This window comes from Pseudomonas sp. 008, from assembly GCF_016861935.1.
Classification (GTDB): domain Bacteria; phylum Pseudomonadota; class Gammaproteobacteria; order Pseudomonadales; family Pseudomonadaceae; genus Aquipseudomonas.
Map to the genome: position 1 here is coordinate 176,375 of NZ_BOMA01000005.1, position 24,091 is coordinate 200,465.

General features: G+C 60.5%; 22 protein-coding genes. 11 read left to right on the forward strand and 11 right to left on the reverse strand.

Going from position 1 to position 24,091, the window contains the following annotated elements:
• Positions 1-26: 26 nt before the first annotated feature.
• Positions 27-938: a universal stress protein gene (locus JUI81_RS12345; protein ID WP_204124343.1), complete on the reverse strand. Its 912-nt coding sequence runs from the start codon at positions 936-938 to the stop codon at positions 27-29.
• Positions 939-1,043: 105 nt separating this feature from the next.
• The gene (locus JUI81_RS12350; RefSeq protein WP_096480723.1) at positions 1,044-1,964 is read right to left on the reverse strand and encodes a universal stress protein; all 921 of its coding nucleotides are present in this window, start codon (positions 1,962-1,964) and stop codon (positions 1,044-1,046) included.
• A 225-nt stretch (positions 1,965-2,189) separates the two neighbouring features.
• Here JUI81_RS12350 and JUI81_RS12355 point away from each other — a divergent pair, with 225 nt between their 5' ends.
• Entirely contained in the window at positions 2,190-2,756 is a 567-nt protein-coding gene (locus JUI81_RS12355) for a GNAT family N-acetyltransferase (RefSeq protein WP_204124344.1), read from the forward strand.
• A gap of 62 nt (positions 2,757-2,818) precedes the next feature.
• On the opposite strand, the gene JUI81_RS12360 is transcribed toward JUI81_RS12355, so the two are convergent.
• Positions 2,819-3,736 (reverse strand): universal stress protein, encoded by a 918-nt coding sequence (locus JUI81_RS12360; RefSeq protein WP_028939721.1) that lies wholly within the window; start codon positions 3,734-3,736, stop codon positions 2,819-2,821.
• 107 nt (positions 3,737-3,843) lie between these two features.
• The gene (locus tag JUI81_RS12365) at positions 3,844-5,082 is read right to left on the reverse strand and encodes a DUF4010 domain-containing protein (RefSeq protein WP_204124345.1); all 1,239 of its coding nucleotides are present in this window, start codon (positions 5,080-5,082) and stop codon (positions 3,844-3,846) included.
• A gap of 259 nt (positions 5,083-5,341) precedes the next feature.
• Here JUI81_RS12365 and JUI81_RS12370 point away from each other — a divergent pair, with 259 nt between their 5' ends.
• The 3 genes from JUI81_RS12370 to fnr all read left to right on the forward strand — a co-directional run bounded on the left by JUI81_RS12370 (position 5,342) and on the right by fnr (position 7,871).
• On the forward strand, positions 5,342-6,262 hold the full coding sequence (locus JUI81_RS12370; protein ID WP_192351362.1) for a universal stress protein: 921 nt from the start codon (positions 5,342-5,344) through the stop codon (positions 6,260-6,262).
• A gap of 50 nt (positions 6,263-6,312) precedes the next feature.
• Entirely contained in the window at positions 6,313-6,960 is a 648-nt protein-coding gene (locus JUI81_RS12375; protein WP_204124346.1) for a BON domain-containing protein, read from the forward strand.
• A gap of 164 nt (positions 6,961-7,124) precedes the next feature.
• A complete protein-coding gene (gene fnr, locus JUI81_RS12380; RefSeq protein ID WP_096480727.1) occupies positions 7,125-7,871 on the forward strand; it encodes a fumarate/nitrate reduction transcriptional regulator Fnr in 747 nt (248 codons plus the stop codon).
• Between the two features lie 14 nt (positions 7,872-7,885).
• Here fnr and JUI81_RS12385 read toward each other — a convergent pair whose 3' ends face one another.
• Complete coding sequence (locus JUI81_RS12385; protein ID WP_204124347.1) at positions 7,886-10,168, reverse strand: heavy metal translocating P-type ATPase; 2,283 nt, start codon at positions 10,166-10,168, stop codon at positions 7,886-7,888.
• 292 nt (positions 10,169-10,460) lie between these two features.
• Between JUI81_RS12385 and arcD the strand changes: the two genes are divergently transcribed.
• Both arcD and JUI81_RS12395 read left to right on the forward strand, forming a co-directional pair.
• Positions 10,461-11,954 carry an arginine-ornithine antiporter gene (gene arcD, locus JUI81_RS12390; RefSeq protein ID WP_204124348.1) on the forward strand — a complete coding sequence of 498 codons (1,494 nt, stop codon included), beginning with the start codon at positions 10,461-10,463 and terminating at the stop codon, positions 11,952-11,954.
• A gap of 85 nt (positions 11,955-12,039) precedes the next feature.
• A complete protein-coding gene (locus JUI81_RS12395; RefSeq protein WP_204124466.1) occupies positions 12,040-12,582 on the forward strand; it encodes an Hsp20/alpha crystallin family protein in 543 nt (180 codons plus the stop codon).
• Between the two features lie 418 nt (positions 12,583-13,000).
• On the opposite strand, the gene JUI81_RS31810 is transcribed toward JUI81_RS12395, so the two are convergent.
• On the reverse strand, positions 13,001-13,183 hold the full coding sequence (locus JUI81_RS31810; protein WP_239077684.1) for a helix-hairpin-helix domain-containing protein: 183 nt from the start codon (positions 13,181-13,183) through the stop codon (positions 13,001-13,003).
• 291 nt (positions 13,184-13,474) lie between these two features.
• Here JUI81_RS31810 and JUI81_RS12405 point away from each other — a divergent pair, with 291 nt between their 5' ends.
• Entirely contained in the window at positions 13,475-14,842 is a 1,368-nt protein-coding gene (locus JUI81_RS12405; RefSeq protein WP_096480730.1) for an erythromycin esterase family protein, read from the forward strand.
• A gap of 34 nt (positions 14,843-14,876) precedes the next feature.
• On the opposite strand, the gene JUI81_RS12410 is transcribed toward JUI81_RS12405, so the two are convergent.
• Positions 14,877-15,527 carry a dienelactone hydrolase family protein gene (locus JUI81_RS12410; protein WP_204124349.1) on the reverse strand — a complete coding sequence of 217 codons (651 nt, stop codon included), beginning with the start codon at positions 15,525-15,527 and terminating at the stop codon, positions 14,877-14,879.
• The gene (locus JUI81_RS12415) at positions 15,520-16,224 is read right to left on the reverse strand and encodes a phosphoribosyltransferase (protein WP_374707265.1); all 705 of its coding nucleotides are present in this window, start codon (positions 16,222-16,224) and stop codon (positions 15,520-15,522) included. Before JUI81_RS12415 ends, JUI81_RS12410 begins: the two co-directional genes overlap by 8 nt.
• Before the next feature lie 289 nt (positions 16,225-16,513).
• Between JUI81_RS12415 and JUI81_RS12420 the strand changes: the two genes are divergently transcribed.
• Complete coding sequence (locus JUI81_RS12420) at positions 16,514-17,080, forward strand: phosphoribosyltransferase family protein (protein WP_028939728.1); 567 nt, start codon at positions 16,514-16,516, stop codon at positions 17,078-17,080.
• A gap of 35 nt (positions 17,081-17,115) precedes the next feature.
• On the opposite strand, the gene JUI81_RS12425 is transcribed toward JUI81_RS12420, so the two are convergent.
• Complete coding sequence (locus JUI81_RS12425) at positions 17,116-17,706, reverse strand: Spy/CpxP family protein refolding chaperone (protein ID WP_204124351.1); 591 nt, start codon at positions 17,704-17,706, stop codon at positions 17,116-17,118.
• 459 nt (positions 17,707-18,165) lie between these two features.
• On the opposite strand from JUI81_RS12425, the gene JUI81_RS12430 reads away from it, so the two are divergent.
• Genes JUI81_RS12430 through JUI81_RS12440 form a run of 3 tightly spaced genes read left to right on the forward strand, consistent with a single transcriptional unit; the run spans position 18,166 to position 22,633 of the window.
• Positions 18,166-19,035, forward strand: coding sequence for a polysaccharide deacetylase family protein (locus JUI81_RS12430; protein WP_204124352.1), 870 nt, complete (start codon positions 18,166-18,168; stop codon positions 19,033-19,035).
• Complete coding sequence (locus tag JUI81_RS12435; RefSeq protein WP_204124353.1) at positions 19,032-20,303, forward strand: putative glycoside hydrolase; 1,272 nt, start codon at positions 19,032-19,034, stop codon at positions 20,301-20,303. The genes JUI81_RS12430 and JUI81_RS12435 overlap by 4 nt, the downstream gene beginning before the upstream one ends.
• Positions 20,255-22,633, forward strand: a complete 2,379-nt coding sequence (locus JUI81_RS12440) for an exo-beta-N-acetylmuramidase NamZ domain-containing protein (protein WP_239077685.1) — start codon at positions 20,255-20,257, stop codon at positions 22,631-22,633. Before JUI81_RS12435 ends, JUI81_RS12440 begins: the two co-directional genes overlap by 49 nt.
• 14 nt (positions 22,634-22,647) lie before the next feature.
• On the opposite strand, the gene JUI81_RS12445 is transcribed toward JUI81_RS12440, so the two are convergent.
• Both JUI81_RS12445 and JUI81_RS12450 read right to left on the reverse strand, forming a co-directional pair.
• Positions 22,648-22,926 carry an acyl carrier protein gene (locus JUI81_RS12445; protein ID WP_204124354.1) on the reverse strand — a complete coding sequence of 93 codons (279 nt, stop codon included), beginning with the start codon at positions 22,924-22,926 and terminating at the stop codon, positions 22,648-22,650.
• 10 nt (positions 22,927-22,936) lie between these two features.
• Positions 22,937-24,055 (reverse strand): dihydrolipoamide acetyltransferase family protein, encoded by a 1,119-nt coding sequence (locus JUI81_RS12450; protein WP_204124355.1) that lies wholly within the window; start codon positions 24,053-24,055, stop codon positions 22,937-22,939.
• Positions 24,056-24,091 lie beyond the last annotated feature (36 nt).

Genomic DNA, 24,091 nt, shown 5'->3' on the forward strand with positions numbered 1-24,091 from the left:
AACCGGGGCCACACGGGTTAATCTTTTCAGTCTAGCCGGGGCTTGACGATCGTCAGGCTGCAAGGTGACCGGTTCAACACACTTTCGGCCGTGCTGCCGATGAATATATCGATCCCGCGATGGTAGGTCGTTCCCAACACCACCATGTCGAAGGCACCTTGTTGTGCGAAACGGGCAATCACCTCGGCGGGAGTACCGGGCAGCAAATGGCGCTGTTGTTTCTCGATGCCGTAGCGGTCGGCAAGCGCCTCAAAGGCCTCCAGCTGAGCATCGCTGACCGCGTCTCTCAAACTGCTAGCCAGCGTCGCGGTCGGCACGTTCACTTCAGCCTCCCCCAGCTCCGACCAGCCGCTGACATTGAGCAGGTGCAAGGTGGCGCCGCAGGGTTCGGCCAGGCTCGAGGCCAAGTCGAGAATCCGGTCATTGAGCCCTTGGGTCAGCTCCTCCAGATGGGACAAATCGATGGTCGCAAGTATGCTCAACGGCTTGGGATTTGTGGCATCGATGACCAAGTGCAAGGGCGCTGGACAGTCGCGCAGCAACTGCCAGTCCAGAGGCCGATGGAAAGCGCGATCGAGGGCCGATACGCGGTGCGTGTCCTTGATCACCAGGTCCGCATGGAAGTCATTCACGTACTCCAGCAGATGCGCCAGGGTCGGTCTGGCCCACACCACTTCAGTGGTCACTTGCACGCCTTCGCATCGTTGAAACCGGGCTTGCTGCTCCAGCCAGTGACGATGTACCTGCAAGTAACCCTCCCGCGCCTGAGCCATGGCGTCGTGGTCAAACAGGCCGGCCGCCGCCAGCGCCTGGACATAATCGAAAGCGACAATGTGCAGCATCGCACCGGTTGTACAGGCCAGGGCCCGCGCCCGATCGAACGCCGGGGTGCGGATCATTTCGGTCGGGGCAATCAGTAGCAAACGTTGAATTTTCACCCTCACCCACCTCATCTGGATAGCTTCAGGTTGTGGCTCAAGTATCGAGGGGCTCTCGCCATGAGGCTCTGATTTTTATCAACTAATGGCCGGCCAGCGATCGGCTTACCGCGCGACGCTCGAACCCGGCTGCCTGACCGCCAGAATGCTGCCCGGCACCGAGTACAAAGCCCGCTCGGTGTTGCTGCCGATCAACCGGTCGATCCCCACGCGATGCACCGTGCCCATCACCACCACATCCGCCAGGTATTGCTCGACAAACTCACTGATGACCGGCACCGGCAGGCCCATGACAAAGTGCCGACGCTCGGGAGGAACACCGTAGCGATCCGCCAGGGTAATAAACGCCCGGTGCAGGGATTCGCGCAGCTCCTCGACGAAGTCCATGCCCCAGCCACCGGCGATCAACGGTGCATCGCCATTGAACGCCGGCGACAAGTCGTAGGCGTACAGCAGGTGCAGTGGTGCGTCGCATTGCAGCGCCAGCGCGTTGGCCGTCTGGATGATGGTGTCGTTCAATCCACTGATTTGCGTCGCCGGATCGAACGGGTCCACGGCGGCCACGACCCGGTGCGGCAACCCGTAACGGACCTGATTGACCAGGTGCACGGGGATCGTGCATTCGCGCAGTAGATGGCAATCGAGCGGAGTGATGAACACCCGTTTGAGCGCCGGTTCCAGGGTGACATCCTTGATCAGCAGGTCGGGCTTGAGGTCTTCGACTGCCTTCAAAATGTCCAGCAACGGATGGGTGGTGAAGACCGCTTCAACCGTCACGTCCACGCCCTGCCCGCTGAGCCGCTCGACCTCGTCAGCCACCCAACGATGACAGTGGCGCAGATAGCGCTGATACCCCGCCTCGTCGATTTTTTCTTCCCATAAATGAACAATCGGTGCCGGATCGACAAAGGCCCGCACATCCAGCGCGGCCCCGCTCGCCTTGGCCAGCGCGACAGCCCGGAGCAAGGCAGGAGACTGATGCAGGGTCCGGTCGGCGATCAGTAACAAACGTTGATATTGCCCCATCTCACACCTCCGCTCGAAACCGGTCCCTTACCCGCCGGCATGGGCCAAGACTGCGCTCGTTGCCCCCTCCCCGAGGTTGATTTACATCAAATACCCGCAAATGAACGCCCTCGTGACAGGTGTCTGATCCAGATCAGATTCAAGGGCTGCCAGTGGCGTAGAAAGGAATCAACCGCGTGATGGGTGAATACGCACCGACCTTTCAAACAAGATGGAGGACCATCCATGCTCACTGTCAAAGACCACAATGATCGGGCCGCGGCCGCCTATGCCGCAGTCCCCGGAAAATACTGGATCGAAGCGCTCAGGGACGGCCGCCATGTGCTGATCCGGCCACTGCTGGAAAAGGACCGCGAACTTGAATACGCCTTCATCAAGCGCCTGTCGCCCGAGTCCCGACACATGCGTTTTCTCGCGCAGATCAACGAGCCCGGCGCCGCCATGCTCGATCAGTTGATGGACACCGATAACAAACAGCGCATGGCTTACATTGCGCTGGTTCACGAAAACGGCAAATTGATCGAAATCGGCATCAGCCGCTACGCCGCCACGTCGGAACATGAGTGTGAATGCGCGGTGACGGTCGCCGATGAATGGCAGCATCTGGGCCTCGGCACCGCCTTGATGGAGCATCTGATCAAGGCCGCCCGCAGAAACGGCTTTAATCAGATGTATTCGATCGATGCTGCAAGCAATACCCCCATGCGCGACCTGGCCAAAGCCATGGGTTTCGAGCGGCACAATGACCCTAACGACAGTCGTCAGGTCATCCATCGTCTGTACATGTCATAAAAGCCGATTGCCCCACGACGTACCGGCCAACGGTCCGCCGTGGGGCAAGTCTACGTTCAGGGTTACAACGACCTGTCGGGTTTGATCGCCAGCACACTGCAAGGGGCCCGGTGCAAGAGCTGTTCGGCAGTGGTCCCCAATAGCTTGTTCAACCCCGAGTGCTGCACCGTCCCCATCACAATGACATCGGTGTGATGGTCCTCGACGAACTTGCAAATACTCGGCACTGGCGCACCTTCGATGAAGTGCCGACGCTGCGACGGCACGCCGTGACGCTCGGCCAGCGCCGTGAACGCCTGGTGTTGCGCCGTGCCCATGGCTTCGTAAAGACCGGAGGCCAACGGGAGTGCGCCAACGCCCATGTCCAGGGCATACACGGCTGTCCAGTCATACGCATGCACCAACTCGATCTGCGCCTCACACTGTTCAGCCAGCTTGGTGGCGGCGTCGATGATCTGGTCATTGAACACCAGGTCCTGCTCTTCGCTGCGCAGCACATCGACGATGGCCAGCACGTTACGTGGCCGCGCGTTCCGGGCGTTGGTCACCAGATGCACCGGCACCGGGCAATCGCGCAACAACTGCCAATCCAGCGGAGTGAAAAACACCCGTTTCAACGCCGACTCTTCCTGGGCGTCCTTGATGATCAGACTCAGCGACATCTCGTTGACGAATTGCAGGATTTCCTCGTAAGGGTGCTGTACCCACACCACCTCGCTGGTGACCTCGACGCCGTGCTTGCTTATCAAATGGGCTTGCTCGGCAAGCCATTGCCGATGGGTTTGCAAATAGCCTTCCCGGGCCTGGGCAATTTGCTCGGGGGCGAACAGGCCGGCGACGGCCAAGGCCTGCAAGTAATCGAATGCCACGATGTGCAGCGGCGATTGCATCGCGCGGGCCAGCGCGGCGGCCCGGTCGAACGCCGGAGTACAGGTCATGGAATGGGGGGCGATCAACAGTAAACGCTGAGTCTGCGACATGGGACACCTCGGCACGCGGCCATCTCGATGCAATGAGTAGAACCCTAGAGTGATCGCGGCAGATTCGGGCGACTTGATCTTTGTCAGCTACAGCGCTCGGATGCCCGTTAATGCAGCAACATGCCCACCCACATCGCCAACGTCAGCAAGACCTGGCCGGGAATGACATACGCGGCGAACCGTCGCCCACCGCTGACCCAGGCCACCAGGCATTTGCTCAGGGAGTTACTGCTGATGGCAACCAGCGTGGGCCCGGCAATGGCGTCGAACGGCAACAGTCCGGCCTTGGCCAGGGCGCCAATGGACGCCGTCGAAGAATGGGCATCGGCGAAACCGGTGAGCGTCGTCGTGACCATCACGCCCACTTCGCCAAAGTGATTGAGCACCATCGAAGACACAAAGGTAACGCCGGTCATGGTCAGTGCGATGACCAACGCCAGCTTGAGGTTGAACGCACCGCCGACCTTGACCGGCTGATTGTCGCCACTCGCAGGTTTGGGCAACATCAGGCTCAAGCCATACAGCGCCGTGGCGGCGGCACCCAACAACAGCGGCCCCCACATGTAGCGCAATAGACCGATGTCGACCGCCCCCAGGATCAGGCCGACCTGAATGATGGTCGCCAGGTTGGACAGCATCGCTGCCGCACTCAAGACTTTGATGTTGCCTGGCTCCTTGGCGACAAGGTGCCCCATCGCGGCGATGGTCGCGATGCTGGAAGCAAACCCGGAGGCGATGGCGCTGACCACATAGCCGTAACGGGCACCCAGGGTACGAACGGCCATATGCCCGACCGCCCCGACGGCCATCAGCAACACCGTCAGGGTGCAAATGGTGCGCAGATTGATGGCGGCATAGGGGCCGATAAAGCGATCCGGCGCCAATGGCAACACCACCAGGGCAGCGACCAACAGCACCAGACCGTCGCGCATCTCCCTTTCAGTCAATTGGCTGCGCGCAAAATGATGCAGTTTCTGGCGATACGTCAGCAGCCCCGCCACCACCACGCCGATGGCGATGGCCAGTTCGGGCGCGCTGTTACACAACGCCCCCAGTGCCAATACCATGAATAACGCCACTTCACTGGTGACACCAGGGTCAGTGCCCAGGCTTCGCCAGTAAGCCACAGTGACCAGCAAGGCCACCGAAACCGCCATGATGCCCACCAGCAAACCACCACCGATTTGCATCGCCACATAACCCAGCAACGCGGTGATCGCGAACGTACGCAATCCGGCACAGGCGCGACTGTCCCCACGCCCCTTGTGCCGTTCACGTTCAAGGCCGACGAGCATGCCGATCCCCAGCGCAGCTGCCGCCCCTGCCAGGCCCAAGGTTTCGTTCATGTGATTCCTGTCCGGGTAAGCCACAACCCCAAGACTGCACCGGCATGACGCAGGAGAGATTGATAGTGGTCAATGTTTTATAGATGGACGTGGCGCCCCCCGCCACACGTCGGGCTACAAGCTGGATCACTCGCCAGATTGATAAAGATCAATCCCTGCCCCCCGGTCAGCGGCAGGATAAAAGCCAGAGGACCGCTGCCCAAACGCAGGGGTGCCAGTGAGTACAGGAATATCTACGATTATTGACGGGAGTTTGGTCATGTCTGAGCAATCACGCTTCATGCTGGTCGTCTCGCCCCTCATGGAAAACAGCCCCGCGTTCGACCGCGCCGCTGCGTTGGCCAAGGCCTCGGGCGCGGCCCTGCATATCGTCGCCTTCGATTACCTGCAAGGCCTGGCAACGGCGAGCATGGTCAACGAACAAGCGCTGGAGGAGATGCGGCTGGGGTATGTCGAGCGCCATCGGCAATGGCTCGAAGAACAGGCCCGCCCCTTGCGTAAAATCGGGGTGCCCGTCACCACGGAGGTGATCTGGGTTGAACGACCTTTGCAGGAAATCCTCATTCATCTCAAAGAACAGCCGATGGCGGTACTGATCAAGGCACTGGAATACGAGTCGCTGCTGTCACGGATCATGTTCACGCCCCTGGATATCCATTTGCTGCGCGAATGCCCGGTACCGCTGCATTTTGTCAGCCACGTGAAGCACGCGCTGCCGCGCAAAATCGTCGCCGCGGTCGATCCCTTCCATAGCAATACCCAGTACAAGGATTTCAACGACAGGATTTTGCGCGAAGCCTCAAAACTGGCCAGCACCTGTAACGCTCAGCTCGACGTGATCTACGCCCACGACCTTTCATCCCTCAGTGCGGACGAGTTCGATTTCGACAGTAGCTCAGCGCTGTTTGCCCCAGGCAAGGCCAAGACACTGTTTGATGCTCAGGCCGATGCCTTCCGTGAACTGGCTGAGCGCAATGGTATTGCGCCAGAGCAACAGCACATGATCATGGGCAACCCGACCAAGGTTCTTACCCAATACGCCGATGCCTACGACATCGACGTGCTTGTCATGGGCCGGGTCGGCCACCGGGGCGTGGGTCGACTGGTGGGCAGCACGGTGGAGCATCTGCTGTACAAAATGCCGTGCAGTGTCTGGGTGGTTTCACCTGAGGAACTGTAGAGGGCTGTTTCGCACCTGGCCTACCAACCTTTCAGACAAAGGACATCACCATGAACGACTTGAGTCTGCGTCAGAGCATTATGGATGAGCTTGAATTCCAGCCTGAGATCGATGCCGCCAACATCGGTGTGACCGTGGACAATGGCGTCGTCACGCTCACCGGGCACGTTAAGAGCTACGCGCAAAAAGTCAGCGCGGAACGCGCGGTAAAAAGCATAAAAGGGGTACGCGCCGTGGCCGAAGAAATTCAGGTCAGGCCGATGAAAGGCGCCGGCACGGCGGACGATGCCATTGCCTCCCGCGCCTTGAATATCCTCACCTGGAGCTCCGACATTCCCGAGCAGGACATCAAGGTCATTGTGCAGAAAGGGTGGATCACCCTTGAAGGCGAAGTGGACTGGCAGTACCAGAAAGAAACCGCCGAGATGGCCGTGCGCAAGCTGTCGGGAGTGGTAGGCGTGGACAATCGGCTCGTCCTTCGTCCGCAAGTGAACGTGGACGATATCCAGCGTCGTATCGAAGAAGCCCTCAAACGCAATGCCGAAGTCGATGCCAAGGGAATTCACATCAAGGTGGAAGGCGACGTGGTGAAGCTTGAAGGCAAGGTTCACTTGTGGCGTGAGCGTCAGATCGCCGAACGTGCCGCCTGGTCAGTACCGGGGGTGAGGCAAGTTGATGATCATCTGCGCATTGCCTGAATCAAAGAGCCCGGGGAACCTGTAATTCCAAGGGATAACAATCACTTGCGACGGGCCAACGGTTTTCCGTTTGTCGATTGCTTCCGGCGATCTTCCGAACGGAATCCGTGCCCGAGTGCACAGCACCTATGCTTTATATATAACCCCCCAAGGGCGCCATTGACATGACTGAAGTCCACCTGCTTCAGGGTCAACACCTCAAGGCTGCCTGTTCCAATTGCAGTGTATTAGCGTTTTGCCTGCCTTTTGGTCTCGACAAACTGGAACTCGAGCGCCTGGACAAGCTGATTTTGCAACGGTTCAAGGTCAGGAAAGGCGCCCCCCTCTACCGCGCAGGCGATCCCTTGCGTTTTCTGTATGCGATCCGTATCGGCTCATTCAAGACCAGCGTGCTGTCGCTCGATGGCCGCGAGCAGGTCACCGGATTCCAGTTACCCGGCGAGATGCTCGGCCTGGACGCCATCAGCACCGACGAGCACACCTGTAATGCATTTGCCCTGGAGGACAGTGAAGTCTGTCCCATCCATTTTTCTCAGCTGGAAAAACTCGCCCGGGAGCTGCCGGCACTGCAACACAACCTGAACAGGTTTCTGAGCCGTGAAATCGTCCGCGATCACGATCTGCTGATGATGTTGGGCAATATGAACTCGGATGAGCGTCTTGCCGCCTTTCTGCTGAACCTGTCGCAGCGCTTGAGCATGCGAGGCTACTCATCGAACCAATTCATACTCAAGATGCGGCGCGACGAAATAGGCTCCTACCTGGGGTTGCGCCTGGAAACCATCTGCCGGGGCATTGCCCATCTGCGGGAACAGGAGCTGGTGGAAATAGCCGGTCGTGAGGTCAAGATCCTGAACCTGCACGGGCTCAAGCAGCTGGTCGCCGGTTGCCATTCAGCGATCCTCCACTGACGCTGCACGGCTTTTCAGCGCTTATCAAGGTAACGAAACAACTCTTCCTCCTGATCGAAGTGCAGCCGCACGAGGGTATCCAGGCGGATCAACTGATGCTGGATCTCATCGACAGAAGCTGTTGCAGGGTCGGCACTGAAATCCGTGCTCATGCGCGCCAGCAAATGGATCAGGCGAAAGATCTCGCGGTGGACGTGGCTCATCGCCGACATGGGGTCCTCGCCGGGCAGGCTTTGCGTCAACAGCGGATACAGGGTGTTCTCATCGTCCCGTTCATGGCGGGCCAGTGATTCCTGCAGGTTTTTTACCAGCGCCAGCAAGTCGCTCTGCGCTTGCTCGAGTGGGCGCTGGGCGAAGTCGCTTGCCAGTTGGTGCAGATCGCTGAGTACCGAAGCGAGCTGGTCGTGTTCGTCTTGCAGGTGATCGATATGCTCGGCGGCCAGCTTGCGTTGGCGCAAACCCGGTAACGGCCCCAATGCACGCAAGGCATTGAAGATGATCACCACGTCGATACCCTCCTGCACCACGGCACCGACCAGCGGCGGCAAGTAGCCGAAGGCAGCTACCCCCATGGCCAGCACCGACATGCCCATGCCGGCCAATACACCTTGACGGGCGATGTGGCGGGTCTGACGGGCGATGTCCAACGCCTCGACCAGACGATCCAGACGATCCACCAGCAGCACCACACCCGCTGCTTGCGCGGACGCCGTGGCACCGCTCGCCCCCATGGCCACCCCGACATTGGCCGCCGCCAGGGCGGGGGCATCGTTGATGCCATCACCGACCATCAGTGTGCTGGCGTGCTGGCAGGCATCCTGTACCGCACGCACCTTGTCCCCAGGACTCAACCCGGCGCGCAACTCGTCGATCCCGGCCGACAAGGCAATCATCTCGGCGGTTTCCACTCGGTCACCCGTGAGCATAACGATCCGCTCGACGCCTCTGTTGCGCAGTCGGCGCAGGGTCAGCGGGGTTTCCCGACGCAGCTTGTCGGAGAAGATCAGCAGGCCCGCGAGAGCCCCATCCACTTCAACGAAGCTGCCGCTGCACGCCAGGTAATCCATGCGGCGCAGCATGGTGGCAGCCCAGTCGCCAACCGGCGATTCATTTTGAACAAACGACAACGTGCCGAAACGCACCCGCAGGCCATCGATCAACCCGCAAAGACCAGAACCCGGACTCTCCTCGACCGCCTGCGGCACGCTGAGCGGCAATCCACGCTGACAGGCCGCCTCGACAATGGCCTGGGAGATAGGGTGTGTCGAGGCCTGTGCCAGCGAAGCGGCCAGGCCCAGCAGACGCTGCGGATCGAGCGCTCCGTTGGTCTCGATCGATTGCAGCCGGGCGTGGCCGCTGGTCAACGTGCCGGTCTTGTCGAGAAACACTTGCTTGACCTCGGCCAGCGCTTCCAGGGTGACGCCGTCCTTGATCAGGATGCCGCGCCGCGCTGCCCTCGAGATACCTGACATGATCGAAATCGGCACGGCCAGAATCAACGGGCAAGGCGTGGCCACCACCAGCACCGCCAGCGCGCGCAAAGAGTCGCCACTCATGTACCAGGCGAGGCCGGCAATCAGCAAAGTCAGCGGAATGAAGAGCAACGCGTAACGGTCGGCCAAGCGCACGAAAGGCGCGCGCGATTGCCGTGCGGCTTCAGCCAGGCGCACTACCCCGGCGTAGGTGCTCTGCGCTGCGGTTCGAGTGGCGGCCAGCAGCATTGGCGCGCCGACATTGGTCACCCCGCTGGGCAATAGCTCTCCTTCCAGGCGGGTGACCGGCAATGACTCGCCGGTGAGCGCCGACTCGTCGAGAATCGCCGTGGGGCTGAGTAAACGGCCATCGACCGGTACCACTTCCCCCAGGCGCACAAGCAGCGTCTGATGCGGTTGGATCTGCTCGACCGGAATCTGCCGTAAATTGCCGTTCTCCTGCAGCCAGGCAACGCGTGGCGCCCGGTCGACCAACGCACGCAGTTCGCGTTCGGCGCGTTGTTGGGTGAAGAACTCCAGGATGCGCCCCGACGCCAGCATCAAGGCAATCACCGCCGCCACCAGCGTCTGCTGAAAAAACAACGCGGCGGCAATCGACAGCAGAGCGATCAGGTCCACACCCGCCTCGCGCCGGGCCAGGCGCCTGACAATCTCGACGAGCAGCACCAGGGCCATCACCAGACTGCCCGCGGCCCAGCAAATCGATGCCCAGTCAGACTTGTGAGCAAGCTGCGCAATGCCCCCGGCCAGCAGGGTCAGGGTGGTGAGCAGCAATAAAACCGGGTCCAGCCACTTACTGAACATCGATGTGGGTTCCTCAAGAAACGCTGCGCAGCCCTCGTTGTACAAATCTCTGCGACTCATCGCCGTCATGGGTAGAGCTTAGGTCTCGAATGCCCGACATGTTCGCTGCGCGCTATCAATTGAAGCCTCGTCTGGCGTTAGCGCAATGGCCGCCGCGGGACAAAATCGCTGTGTGCTTTCTTTCTGATTTAAATCAAACAGCCAGGGGCCGTTCACGTAGACATTTAGAGTCAGCGTTCAAACCGCCGTATCTGCGGTCAGCGCTCATTCTTTCGTTTCGTGGAGGCCTGACATGGCGACTCATCTACACGGCACGCAACCGATTCTCCCGCCGACTGCCCCCCAACCCCTGGCCGGCAGTTGGCGACAACTGGAGCCTAAACGCCTGTCCCTGAGCCTGCTGACGGCTCTGGTGATCGGCTCGATGATCGGCAGCGGCATTTTCAGCCTGCCGCAAAACATGGCCGCCAGTGCGGGTGCCGGTGCCATCCTGATTGGCTGGCTGATCACCGGCGTCGGCATGCTGTCGCTGGCCCTGGTGTATCAAACCTTGTCCAGCCGTCAACCGACCCTGGACAACGGCGTGTTTGCCTACGCCCGGGCGTTGGGCGGTGAGTTCCTCGGCTTCAACTCCGCCTGGGGTTATTGGATCAGCGCCTGGGTTGGCAACGTCAGTTACATGGTGATTCTGTTTTCCGCGCTGAGTTTTTTCTTCCCGCTGTTTGGCGAAGGCAACAACAAAGCGGCGATTGTCGGGGCGTCCGTGGTGCTCTGGTCATTGCACTGGATGATCCTGCGGGGCATGCGCACCGCGGCCAAAGCCAACGCCCTGACCACACTGGCCAAAGTCGTGCCCTTGCTGCTGTTTATCGGGCTGGTGATCGCGGCCTTCCAGCGTAAAACCTTCATGGTCGACTTCTGGGGTTCTCCCGCACTGGGCAGCACGCTGGATCAGGTCAAAAGCACCATGCTGGTGACCGTCTGGGTGTTCATCGGGATCGAGGGTGCCAACGTGTTTTCCGCCCGTGCGGCTGAACGCGTCAACGTGGGCCGTGCCACCGTTATCGGTTTCGTCATTACCTTGTTGCTGCTGATTGCGGTGTCCCTGTTGTCGCTGGGCATTCTCGGGCAACCGGAGCTGGCGACCCTGAAAAACCCTTCGATGGCGGGCGTACTTGAGGCAGTTGTCGGGCCGTGGGGCGCGATGTTGATCAGCATCGGCTTGATCATTTCAGTCGGTGGCGCCCTGCTCGCCTGGACGCTGCTGGCAGCCGAATCGATATTCACCCCCGCCAAGGAAAAGGTCATGCCGGGTACGCTCGCCATGGAGAGCACCCGTGGCGTGCCCGCCAATGCGCTGTGGATCACCAACGGCTGCATACAACTGTTCCTGCTGCTGACGCTGTACTCGAGCGCCACTTACCTGACCCTGATTTCCCTGGCCACTTCGATGATTCTGCTGCCGTACCTGTTCAGCGGTTTGTACGCATTGAAACTGACCTGGCAGGGCCAGACCTACGCCGGCCACCGAGGCCTGCAACTGCGTGACATGGCCATTGCCTCGGTCGCCACGCTGTATTGCCTGTGGTTGCTGTATGCCGCCGGTCCTAAATACATGTTGCTCAGTGCTTTGCTCTACGCCCCCGGCTCGTTGATTTACCTGGGCACCCTGAAGGCTCGTCAGGGACAAGCGCTCAACGGCCCCGAGACGGGACTGTTGATCATTATCTGGGTGGCGGCAGCCATCGCCGGCTGGATGTTGTGGTCCGGAGCACTGGCCTTGTAAGGGCGAGTGCCGGGTTGTTGTTTTGTCGTGGTGGGCCGAAACCAATGCTCGCGGCTCACCTTATTCGCCAAGAGGAGAAAAGAAAATGAGCAACTCCGTGAAGAAAGTACCCGTTCATACCGAAGCGAAAACCGCTCTGCGCCCAAAGACAACTGAACTGATGCGGCCCTTCGAAAAGCTTCGGCAACAGGTCGACCATCTGTTCGAAGACTTCAGTCTTGGCTCGGGGTTGTCGCTGTTCAACCGTGGACTGTTCGATGTCGCCCCCCTGTGGGACCGGGAGTTGATCGGTCAGAGCATGCCTGCGGTAGACATCGTCGAGAAAGATAAAAGCTTCGAAATCACTGCCGAACTTCCCGGCATGGATCAGAAGGACATTGAGATCAAACTGTCCAATGGCAGCCTGATCATCAAAGGGGAAAAGCAAGAAACGAAGGAAGAAAAAAAGAAAGGCTACCATCTCAGCGAACGTAGCTATGGCTCCTTCGAACGGATGTTCAACCTGCCCAAAGAGGTGGATGCCGATAAGATCGAAGCCAGTTACAGCAAAGGCGTACTGAGCATCTCGCTGCCGAAAAAGCCTGAAGCCCTGAAGGCTGACAAGGTCGTGCAGATCAAAGGCAACTGAGTCCCGGGCAGACCCGCCCCTTGTCGGGAAACCGACAAGGGGTTTTTTATGGGTGCCAGACAAAATGTCCGGATGGCTGATGAACTGCGTGGTGACATCCACCGAGGGCGCTGCCGCCACCAGAATATCGATGTCGCCGACGGTGTCGCGCATGCGTCGCAGGCTTCCGGAAGTTGCTGCGCAGTTTCGATACCCAGGTCGTGATAAAGGTTTTTGACGCGCCTGGGTCCTAACCCGGCAATGGAAAGCAGCCCGACCAGCCCGGGTGGCAATGTCGAACGCAAGCGTTGACGTAGCGAGCAATCACCGGTGGTCACGATTTCATTGATCTTGCCGGCAAGATCAACCCCGATCCCGGTCAGTTTGGGTAGCGGCTCGCCACGAGCGAGGGTTTTCGCCACGTCAAATGTCAGCGCCCTCAGGGTCCGTGCTGCATTGTGTAAGCCCGGATCCGGAAGGGATTGGCGTCCTCGATGTCCAGCAGGTCAGCGATTTCATCAAAAACCGCAGCGATATGATCGTTGTCGACCACCTGACTGCCGCTGGTCGTGGGCGGCAAGGCCGACGAAGGTGCCTGGAAAGGCGCGACAGCGTGCTTCATGGCATGACTCCCATCGCACAGGCTTCATGAAATCAGCATTACCGATCCAGACTTCCCGGCATTGATATAGGTCAGACAGCAACCGGACATTCATCGGCCATTTTGTGCACCGACTATTGATAAAACTCAAATGCTCGACTGCATTCAGGCGTAGGAATGATTGAAGAGGCGGTACAGGCCCGCGACGTCGAATGGATCGAAAACAACCCCGTGCGAGCCCTGCCCTGACAGTCGACGTGATGCCGCGCCGCATCGCACGTCGGGCAATACACCCTTAGGGGGATGACGTTCATGAACACACCTTCCCAAAACATGCTGGACCACCTGTATGGCACGCATACCCACATTGACGAAGCCTCAATTGTTCCGCTCTTGCGTCAATACGCCGAACCCTTGCCGGAACTGAACTCACCAGCCTTTGGCGAAATGTTCGACCGCTTCGCCGATGCGCGCGTGGTGATGATCGGTGAAGCCAGCCATGGCACCAGTGATTTCTATCGGACCCGGGCGGCGATTACCCAACGGCTGATCGAGCAACACGGATTCAATATCGTGGCCGTTGAGGCAGACTGGCCGGACGCGGGTCATGTAGACCGTTATGTCAGAGGGTTGGCGCGCTCGGCCTGGACGCGGCACATTTTCAGCCGGTTCCCGACCTGGATGTGGCGCAACACCGATGTGAGAGCGTTCACCCATTGGCTGCATCAGTACAACCACCAACACGCACCTGAACAGCGCGTCGAGTTTCGCGGTCTGGACGTTTACAGTTTGCGCAACTCCATCCATGAGGTGCTGAGCTATCTGGACCGTGCCGACCCGCAACTGGCACATGAAGCACGGCGGCGCTATGGCTGTTTGACCCCGTGGCAGGATGATCCTGCGCTGTACGGCCACTTCGTCGAACGCGACGGCATAATGCCCTGCGAGCATGCGGTGGTCGAACAGCTCAATGCCATGCTGGCCGAGCAACTGGCCGGGGATATCAAGGACGATGAAGCGTTCTTCGATGCGACCCAGAACGCCCGGGTCATCCAGGCGGCGGAACAATATTACCGAGCGATTTATCGAGGTTCGACAGCCTCCTGGAACCTGCGCGACAGGCACATGTTCGACACGTTACGTGCGTTGCTCGAACACCGCGGTCCGCAAGCCAAGGCCGTGGTGTGGGCGCACAACTCCCATATCGGCAATGCGGCCGCTACGGAGATGGGTTGGAAAGGTCAGTTCAATATCGGTCAACTGTGCCGCAATGCCTATGGGCGCGATGTGGTTCTGATCGGCATGAGCACCGACCGTGGCCAAGTGGCCGCGGCTGACGACTGGGATTGCGAGATGCTCATCAAGGACATCCGGCCGTCCCGGCCAGACAGTTGGGAGCGCAAGTTCCTCGACGCCGGCGTCCCGGCTTCATTGACCGACTGGCGGGATCCACAGCGAAAAGAGCTGCGCCGGGCCCTGTCCAAACCGCTGCTGGAGCGGGCCATCGGTGTGATTTATCGACCCGCCAGCGAGCGCAGCAGCCACTACTTCGAGTCAGTGCTGACCGAACAATTCGACGCCATGGTCTGGATTGAACAGACGCAACCGGTAACCGCGTTGCCCCTGCCAAAAAGCCAGGCGCTGGAACCGGAAGACGAAACCTTTCCATTCGGCATATGACAGGCATCGGACGGTGGTCGTCTGCGTGGGATGACTACCGTCGCAAATACTGCTCGAACCAGTCGCCGGCCAGTCTGGCGACTTCTTCGAGGGTTCCTGCTTCTTCAAAAAGATGTGTCGCGCCCGCCACCACTTCCAGACGCTGCTCGCACTGCAGGGCGCGACTGCTTTGCACATTGAGGTTGAGCACTACCGGATCCAGCTCACCGACAATCTGCAAGGTCGGCGCCTTCACTCGGGACAGCGCCTCACCCGCCAGATCGGTCCGCCCTCCCCGGCTCACCACCGCATGCACCACGTCCGCCCGCTCGGCCGCTGCCAACAGTGCCGCCGCAGCACCGGTGCTTGCGCCGAACAATCCCATCGGTAGCGGTTGCAGTTCGGCGTCCCGACCAATCCAGTCGATCACCTTCACCAGTCGGTTGGACAGCAGCGCAATATTGAAACGCAATTCCCGGGTCTGGTTATCCAGGTATTGCTCTGGCTCTGTGAGCAGATCGAACAGCAACGTGCCCAACCCCCGCTGAGCCAGAGACAGCGCAACTTGTTGATTACGCGGGCTTGAACGACCACTGCCGCTGCCATGAACGAACACCACCAAGCCGCCAGCGTGCACTGGCAGACGCAGGTCGGCAGACAGCTCCACGTTCCCCAGGTCCAGTTTTCGATAGCGAAGCTCAAACATCGGAGTTCTCCTGACCGGAAGCACTCGTACCGGACTCTCTGCGCCAGGCCCGATGTAAAAGATCGATGACTTCTTCGTCCGAGGTCTGGGAAAAATTCAAATACCAATTGCCGATCGACATCAGCCACTCGGGGGTGAGCGGGCAGATCACCTCATCGACTTCGCTAAACAGCGCCTCTACCGTCTCCGGTGGCGCCACCGGCACGGCGACGACAATCCGCGACGGTGCTTGCAGGCGCGCCGCCTGGACCGCCGCCATCATCGAGGCCCCGGTCGCCAGGCCATCGTCGACCAGAATCACCACCTGATCCTTGAGTGCCACGGGGGCACGCGAGCCCCGGTACAGGCGCTCGCGACGCAACAGCTCCTGGGTTTCCCGTGCCACCACGTTATCGAGCGTGCGCTGATCGATACGGTTCGCCCGCAGCGTATCGTCATTGACGATCTGGATGCCGCCACTGGCAATCGCGCCCATGGCGAACTCCTCATGGAATGGCACCCCGAGCTTGCGGACCAGCATCAGGTCCAGGCGAACCTCCAGGGCCGTGGCAATTTCATAGGCAACCGGCACGCCGCCACGGGGCAAGGCGAGAACGATGACATCGGGTCGATGAGCGTATTTGAGCAGCGGCTCCACCAGCCTTCGACCGGCATCAACCCGGTCACGCAGGAGGGTTTGCGTTGAGGGACTATAAATCACTTGAACACCTCCCCAGGCGATCACACCTGTCGGTTCGTATCACACAGCCTTGACCTCTCCACGTCCTTGCGGGATCAAGCATCAGTTTTCATTAAAAGTCCTCCGCTGGAGTCTCCTTGTCGTTGATTTTTATCAAGCTCGCGCGCAAGGCCAACCCTGTCCGCGCAAGGGACCGGGCATTTCATTTCGCCGTTGTTGATCAATATCAATCAGGCTGGGGCCCAATGGATTACGTTGCCAATAGTGGACAGCGCCGCCCCGCAGCGGCGCGCTATGGGAGACTGTCATGCCGACCTTATTTGCGAGCCCGCGATTGCGCCTGTACGACAGCGATGAACTCGATTCGGTGCTGCAGGCAATGGCGCGCCAGGCCGCGGCACTGTTGCCATCCACTCAAGTGGCACTGATTGGCATCCAGCGCCGCGGCGAACCTCTGGCGCAGCGTTTACAACAGCATCTGTCACATCAGACCGGCCAGCCAGAACTGCCGCTCTACCCCTTGAAGGTCAAGCGCTATGCCGATGACCTCAAAGTGCTGCATGCCCACACCGAACTGACCGAAAACCCGCTGCTGGGCGAGCTGGACCTTGCCAGCACCACCCTGCTCGTTGTCGACGATGTGCTGTTCGAAGGCCATTCACTCCTGCGTACCTGCGCGTATCTGGCGCAACTCGGTGCTCGTCGGGTCTACACGGCCGTATTGGTCGACCGGCACGTCTGCCAGCAGCCGATCCATGCCGATATCGTCGGCGTGCATCTGCAAGTGGCCGCCACTGACATCGTCGAATGCAACGTGCCCCCTTACGAAAAGGAGTTCTGTATTGAAGTCTGGCGGCATGGCGCCGCGCGATGACGGCGCGACATGCGTAATCGAACAGTGAGTAGCGCTTACTGTTTACTTTTTTCGTCCTGGTCGCCTTCCATCATTCGTGGTCTGAACATGTGCATCGGCATCTGCCAACGGTCATTGCCGTAGAGCCGGTGATGCACCACCGTCCAGAACAGATCGAAAATGGTTTTCTGCTCAGCATCCAAAACCTCGTAGAAAGTTTTGGTACGCACCAGCGCAGCATCCATGCGCTCCAGATGCGCCTCCATCCACTTGGTTTGTGTGCGCAAACGCTCTATCTCTCTGGCCATTCTTTCGGGGGTCGTTTCATTCATCGACGCCCTCTTCATGCTCGCGCTTTCATCACGTTCGGCCTTGGCCTTTTCCTGATGCTGATTGGCGTCCGCCATGACCCCCGTGGCCCATGTGTCCCAGGCAGCCATTTGCTCAGGCTTGAGATTGAGCTTGCCCTTGAGATCGTCCAGGGTCTGTTGCGTGTATTTGACCCAGTCGAAATCCTGGAAACGATGATACATGCCACCACCTTGCGCAGCAGACGTCGGCGGGTTGGCGAAGACGCTGGTAGAGGGCACCAGCAACACGCTTGCCGCCATTAACATGCATTGGCCGATCAGGCTTGATCTGTTCATTTCAGTTCATCTCGATACCGTGGGTTGATTCGAGAATAGGAGTCGGCCTGGGGGCGTATCTGATCCACATCAGAAAACAGGCAGACCTCCGGGCAAGTGGATAAACGGTCGAGCTGCCCCCGTAATTGGAAAAGCAGCCAGCAATCGTTATTGGCGGTGCTAATCCAGCGGATCACTGGCTCCTTCCGGGGGACGGGTACCGGGGCGGGGGGCCCAAGATCGCCTTATTGATGTTCATGGGGGGCATACCTCAAAAGAGTGTCATATCCTTTATAAAGTCATCCGCCCACGAGGGCTTGCTGTTGATCTAAATCAAATCAAGGCACAACCGGCCTCCCGTTTTGTCTGACGACTCGCCCCCCTCGGAGCGGACCACATTGCGCGAAATTGATCTGCACCAGATAGACGATGAACGCTCAATACACACTGCAAGCGTCTGGCTCGCGCAGGAGCGCTGACATGTGCGGGAAAATCATGGCGTGTATCGGTGGGAGTGTCGCGTTCCGGCTGCTGATCCGCGTCATGCTGACAAGCGTCTGCGCACTGGCCTGGAGCACGGGCGGCGCCGCACAGAACGCCACACAGAACGCCGCACAGAGCGTCGAGCCAGGCGTCACGATCCTCGTTTACCACCGTTTCTCGGACACGGCGGACGACTCGATGACCGTGCGCATGAGCACCTTCGAAACCCAGTTGCGCGTCCTGCGCGAGCACGGTTATCACATTGTGTCGCTGCGCGAGGTGGTCGACTGGCTGCGCAATCCCGACGCGACATTAGCGTCAAAGCCGGTGGCGATCACCGTCGACGACGGGCACCGTTCGGTCTTCGACAAACTGCTGCCCATCATCCAGCGCGAACGCTTTCCGGTGACCCTGTTTATCTATCCATCGGCCATCTCCAACGCGTCCTATGCGCTGACCTGGGAGCAGTTGCGAACCCTGAAGCAGACCGGGCTCATCGACATCCAGTCGCATACGTACTGGCATCCCAATTTCAACGTCGAGCGCAGGCACCGCACGCCGGCGGATTTCCAGCAATTCGTCCGAACCCAACTGCAAAAATCACGTCAACGCATCGAGTCGCAAACCGGTGCGCAGCAGGTCGACATGCTCGCGTGGCCGTTCGGTATCTATGACGACGAGTTGATCGCACTCGCCTCCGACGAGGGTTACGCAGTGGCCTTCACACTAGACGCGCGCAAGGCTGACCGGCACGCGCGACTGCTCGCCCTGCCGCGCTTTCTGATGAGTGATGCCTACGGCGCACACGCGTTCGCGCAGTTGCTCGGTGAACCGGACACTCAGCCGACCGCGGGGAACCCGCGATGACCTTCATCCGCGCATTGAGGCGCTATGCGATCCCGGCGCTGCTCGTCGTCACTGCCCTGCTGACCGGGCAAGGCGCACTGGCCGTCACCGGTGTCGTGCTCGATTCGAGCACGCAGAACCCGCTCGCCGACGCAATCATCACGACGTCGGCCGGCGTGATGCGTACCGACGAAAACGGGCGGTTCGAGACGGCCGAGGCAGTCGAGAGTGTCGCCGCCCGCGCCCCTGGGTATTTGCGCACCGAGGCCAAAGTGAGCGACGAAACGCCTGTGACGCTCGCCCTGACTCCGTTCCGCCCCAAAGCGGTCTATCTGTCGGTGTTCGGCGTGACCAGTTCGACCCTGCGCAACAACGCTGTCAGCCTTGCTGAAAACACCGAGATCAATGCATTGGTGATCGACGTCAAGGGTGACCGTGGCCTGACGCCCTATCGCAGTGCGGCGCGCGAGGCGATCGGTGCAACAGCCCACTTGACCACACGGGCACCTCAGATGCGCGACTTTCCGGCGCTGCTTGCCAAGCTGCGCGCGCAACACCCGTACTTGATCGCGCGCATAGTGGTGTTCAAGGACGATCCATTCGCCAGTGCGCATCCAGAATGGAGCGTGCACACCGTTGACGGCCAGCCGTGGCGGGATCTCGAAACGTTGCAATGGATGGATCCGTTTTCCCATGAGGTCTGGCAGCACAATCTCGATGTCGCCGAAGAGGCAGCGAAGATGGGTTTCGACGAGATCCAGTTCGACTATGTGCGTTTTCCCGACAAGAGCGGGCTACGCTTTGCCCTCCCCAACAACCGCGCCAACCGGACCGCGGCGATCATCGGCTTTCTGCAGGCCGCACGCGCACGGCTCGCCCCCTACAATGTATTCGTCTCCGCGGACATCTTCGGCTACGTCTGCTGGAACCTCGACGATACGGCGATCGGCCAGCAAATCGAACTGCTGGGCGCGGAGCTCGACTACATTTCGCCAATGCTGTACCCGTCCAGTTTCACATGGGGGCTGCCGGGCTTTACCAACCCGACAGCCGACCCCGGCCAGATTGTCAGGCGTACCCTGGCGGAGGCGATGAAGCGCACCCACCTGCCGGGCGTGCGCTTTCGTCCCTGGTTGCAGGCCTTTCGTGACTATGCCTTCGATCGTCGCCCGTTTGACGCGGCCGCGATCAGTGCGCAGGTTCACGCCGCCGACGCAGCCGGCACCGATGGATGGATGTTATGGAACCCACGCAATCACTACGAGGCCGCCGATTTGCCACAGCGCTGAAGCGCTGGGCGATGCTGCTTGGCCTGGCGATGGCGGCGCACATTGCATGCGCCGCCGATCTCGATGCGACGACGCGCCTGCAAGCCGCACAGATCGTCGAGGGCCAGATCGCCGCCGGACGCGTTCCGGGAGCCGTTGTCCTGGTCGGTGACGCCACAAAGGTGTTCTATCGCCAGGCCTTTGGACAACGTACGACGACGCCCCCCCGCGAGCCGATGACGCTGGACACCGAGTTCGATCTGGCATCGCTGACCAAAGTCATCGCGACGACCACGGCCATCCTGCAACTGGCCGAAACGGGCCGCATCAACCTGGACGCCCCCGTTGCACGGTATTGGCCGGCCTTTGGGGCGCACGGCAAAGAGGCGGTGAAGGTGCGTGACCTGCTTGCACACACGTCCGGGCTGCGCCCAGATTTGCCTGGGCGGCCACCCGGTGCGGGCCGCAAAGGTGTGTTGAGCGCCATCGCGGCGCAACGGCTGCGCAACGCGCCGGGTGCCCAAGTCATCTACAGTGACCTGAATTTCGTGGTGCTCGGCGAGCTGGTCGAACGCATCACCCACAGCTCGCTCGACGCCTATTGCCAGGCTCACATCTTCGGGCCGCTGGGCATGCGCGACACGGTTTTTCTGCCGGATACCCTGCGAACGATACGTAGCGCACCGACACTCGCCACCAAGGCCGGCACGCTCCGGGGGCGCGTACACGATCCGACGGCGCAATGGATGGACGGTGTATCCGGTAACGCCGGGCTGTTTTCCACGGCGGACGACCTTGCGCGTTTCGCGCAGATGGTGCTGAACCAGGGACGCGCAGGCAGCCGGCAGATTCTGCGGCCAGCGAGCATCGCCGCCCTCACGAGCGCCGCTTCGCCGCTCGACAGCGTGCCGTGGCGCGGCCTCGGCTGGGAACTGGCCGCACCGTTCGTATCGAACCATGATCGTCTGCCGCCGATTGGCGTCATCGGCCATACCGGATACACCGGCACGGGGCTGTGGATTGATCTGGTGACCCGCCAATTCATCGTCATCCTGAGCAACCGGGTGTATCCCGATGACCGCGGTGACGCTCGCCCGCTTCGTGCGCAATTGCTTGCACTGATGGCCAGTCGCGGGGCACCTGCGAACAGCGCGCAAATCGGCCGGTTGCTGCCCTCAGCGTTGCCGGCGCTGCGTGCCGCCGATCGCCTGCCCACCTCGACGGGCCCGGTGCAGACAGGCATTGATGTGCTTGAGGCACAGCAGTTTGCCCCGCTCGCCGGCCTGCGCGTGGGCTTGATCACCAATCGCAGCGGATTCGATGCCAAAGGCCGACGCACCGTCGATGTCCTCGCCCATGCGCCAGGCATCAGACTGGTGGCGCTGTTTTCGCCCGAGCATGGGCTGAACATCGACGTGGACGAACGAGTCGGCGACACTCGCGACCCGGCGACGGGCCTCACCGTGCACAGTCTCTACGGCGCAACGCAGCGCTTCCCGGCCGGTTCTCTCAAAGGGCTGGATGCGCTGATCTTCGATATTCAGGACGCCGGCGTGCGCTTCTTCACCTATGAGACGACACTCGGCTACGCACTCGAAGCCGCCGCGGCGCAAGGCATTGCGCTGTTCGTGCTGGACCGGCCCGACCCGCTCGGCGCACAACGTTTCGGCGGCCCGGTGATGGACAGTCGCCGTGAATCGTTTACCGGCTATTTCCCTGCACCACTGCAGCCCGGCATGACCGTCGGCGAGCTGGCGCGTCTATTCAATCGCAACAAGCACATTGGTGCGGATCTGCGCGTTGTGCCGATGCTGGGATACCAGCGCGCGATGACCTTTGCCGACACCGGGTTGGGATGGGTGCCGCTCTCACCGAACCTGCGCACGCTCTCCCAGCTGGACCTGTACCCGGATATCGGTTTACTCGAAGGCGCAAATCTGAGTGTGGGGCGTGGCACGCCGCATCCGTTCGAGTGGGTCGGCGCGCCGTGGATCGACGCGACCCGGCTCGCAAACGCACTGAATGCGTTTGACGTCGGCGCGCATTTCGAGCCGGTCGACTTCGTCCCCACCGAATCAAACTGGCACGGTCGGCTCTGTCATGGTGTGAGCATCACCCGCCTCTCAACGCCTGCGCAACGCCCTGTAGCCAGCCTGGGGCTGACCCTGCTCGCCACCTTGCACACGCTCTATCCCCACATACTCGACCTGGCGGCGACCCGTGATTCAATCGGCTCGCAAAGCGTGTGGCAGGCGATTCGCGATGGCGCGACACCTGACGCGGCGCAGGCGCTCGACGCAGAGCTGCTTGCGCATTTCGCGCGGCTACGGCAGGAGAACTTGCTGTATTGACCCGCCCGGCAGCGTCATCGACTACCTATCGATGGCGCCTGTCCGCCGGTTTTTTCCTTTTGCATCAGATACGCGACGAGCTTGTCCAGGGTGTCCACCTGTTGGTATTCGATTTCAGGAATGACCACCCCCAGGCTCCGATTCAGGGCATCGATGAGGCGAAGCCAATCCATGGAGTCCAGATCAACCTCCTCGCGTAGCGGGCGGTCACCGGGTAATTGCTCAGGGTCGACTTCAGGAGCGATGCTCTTCAACGCGTTCAACACCTGATTGCGTACCGATAGCGGGTCCATGGGCTCACCCTCACAAATTCTCTGGGGTTTGTAACAAACGACGGACTTCCCCCAGGAAGCGTGCGCCGTAGTGACCATCGCTGACCCGATGATCGGCTGACAAGCTGCTGACGACGGTGGGCATCACACACAACTGGCCATCCTTGACCCAGGGCCGATCGCCGATACGGCCGAAACCGACCAAGGCAACCTGGGGCGGGTAGATCACCCCCAGTACGCTGTCTACGCCCTGATCGCCGAGCTGGGTGACCGTGATGCCGGCGCCACCCAGTTCGGAGCTGCGCAGAGAACCGCCGCGGGCGCGCTCCACCAGGCTGGACAGTTCACGCATCAGATCGGTCAAGGACATGTCGGCCACATGCCGCAGAACCGGGGCGACCAACCCGCCCTGGCGCAAGGTGATTGCCACGCCAAGGTCTGTATCGGCCGCCGGTTTAAAGCCGTTGTCCTGCCAGGAACCGTTGAGTTGTGGATAGTCGCGCAAGGCCAACGCCACCGCTTTGAGCAACAAGACACCGGGTAACAGACGCTCCGGCAGTGGGCTTTGCGCGTTGTGTGCCTGCAGCCAGGCCATGGCCTTATCCAGGGCGATGGTTTCGCTCAGGTAGTAATGGGGAATCTCGCGTTTTGAACGACTCATCGCCGCCGCGATCGTACGACGCATGGCCTGGTTACGGTCGGGCTCCGGCGCCACACGGGCGGCGGCTTCGACATCTTCCAGGGTCACCACGCCGTGTGGACCATGGCCCTGCAACTGACTGGCATCGAGCCCCAGTTCGGCCGCGCGCTTGCGCGCTGCGGGGGAAATCTTCGGCCGCTGCGCAGAAAGGTTTTCCACCTCACGCGGCACAGGCGCGGGCGTTGCTGTCCGTCGCACGCTCTGCGGACTTTCACCCGGTTCCAGCAACTGCGCGATGGCGGTACCGACAGGCACTTTGGCGCCGACATCGATCAGCAGTTGCAACACCGTGCCATCGTGCCAACACTCCACATCGATAGCAGCCTTGGCCGTATCGACGACGGCAATCACCTGACCACGCTTGACCGCATCGCCGGGATGGACTTTCCATTCCAGCAACGTGCCTTCATCCATATCGGCTCCCAGCGATGGCAATTTGAATTCGATCATGGTTGCCCCTCCTGGCCCGAAACCTGGACGCGGTAA

Bases quoted from the DNA above. Each gene is read 5' to 3' on its own strand.
- JUI81_RS12355 (WP_204124344.1), top strand. From the start codon at position 2,190: ATGCTCACTGTCAAAGACCACAATGATCGGGCCGCGGCCGCCTATGCC.
- JUI81_RS12365 (WP_204124345.1), bottom strand. From the start codon at position 5,082: ATGAACGAAACCTTGGGCCTGGCAGGGGCGGCAGCTGCGCTGGGGATC.
- JUI81_RS12435 (WP_204124353.1), top strand. From the start codon at position 19,032: ATGACCTTCATCCGCGCATTGAGGCGCTATGCGATCCCGGCGCTGCTC.
- JUI81_RS12410 (WP_204124349.1), bottom strand. From the start codon at position 15,527: ATGTTTGAGCTTCGCTATCGAAAACTGGACCTGGGGAACGTGGAGCTG.
- JUI81_RS31810 (WP_239077684.1), bottom strand. From the start codon at position 13,183: ATGAAGCACGCTGTCGCGCCTTTCCAGGCACCTTCGTCGGCCTTGCCG.
- JUI81_RS12420 (WP_028939728.1), top strand. From the start codon at position 16,514: ATGCCGACCTTATTTGCGAGCCCGCGATTGCGCCTGTACGACAGCGAT.
- JUI81_RS12375 (WP_204124346.1), top strand. From the start codon at position 6,313: ATGAACGACTTGAGTCTGCGTCAGAGCATTATGGATGAGCTTGAATTC.
- JUI81_RS12350 (WP_096480723.1), bottom strand. From the start codon at position 1,964: ATGGGGCAATATCAACGTTTGTTACTGATCGCCGACCGGACCCTGCAT.
- JUI81_RS12370 (WP_192351362.1), top strand. From the start codon at position 5,342: ATGTCTGAGCAATCACGCTTCATGCTGGTCGTCTCGCCCCTCATGGAA.
- JUI81_RS12430 (WP_204124352.1), top strand. From the start codon at position 18,166: ATGTGCGGGAAAATCATGGCGTGTATCGGTGGGAGTGTCGCGTTCCGG.
- arcD (WP_204124348.1), top strand. From the start codon at position 10,461: ATGGCGACTCATCTACACGGCACGCAACCGATTCTCCCGCCGACTGCC.
- JUI81_RS12440 (WP_239077685.1), top strand. From the start codon at position 20,255: ATGGAACCCACGCAATCACTACGAGGCCGCCGATTTGCCACAGCGCTG.
- JUI81_RS12360 (WP_028939721.1), bottom strand. From the start codon at position 3,736: ATGTCGCAGACTCAGCGTTTACTGTTGATCGCCCCCCATTCCATGACC.
- JUI81_RS12385 (WP_204124347.1), bottom strand. From the start codon at position 10,168: ATGTTCAGTAAGTGGCTGGACCCGGTTTTATTGCTGCTCACCACCCTG.
- JUI81_RS12450 (WP_204124355.1), bottom strand. From the start codon at position 24,055: ATGATCGAATTCAAATTGCCATCGCTGGGAGCCGATATGGATGAAGGC.
- JUI81_RS12405 (WP_096480730.1), top strand. From the start codon at position 13,475: ATGAACACACCTTCCCAAAACATGCTGGACCACCTGTATGGCACGCAT.
- JUI81_RS12425 (WP_204124351.1), bottom strand. From the start codon at position 17,706: ATGAACAGATCAAGCCTGATCGGCCAATGCATGTTAATGGCGGCAAGC.
- JUI81_RS12445 (WP_204124354.1), bottom strand. From the start codon at position 22,926: ATGGACCCGCTATCGGTACGCAATCAGGTGTTGAACGCGTTGAAGAGC.
- JUI81_RS12395 (WP_204124466.1), top strand. From the start codon at position 12,040: ATGAGCAACTCCGTGAAGAAAGTACCCGTTCATACCGAAGCGAAAACC.
- fnr (WP_096480727.1), top strand. From the start codon at position 7,125: ATGACTGAAGTCCACCTGCTTCAGGGTCAACACCTCAAGGCTGCCTGT.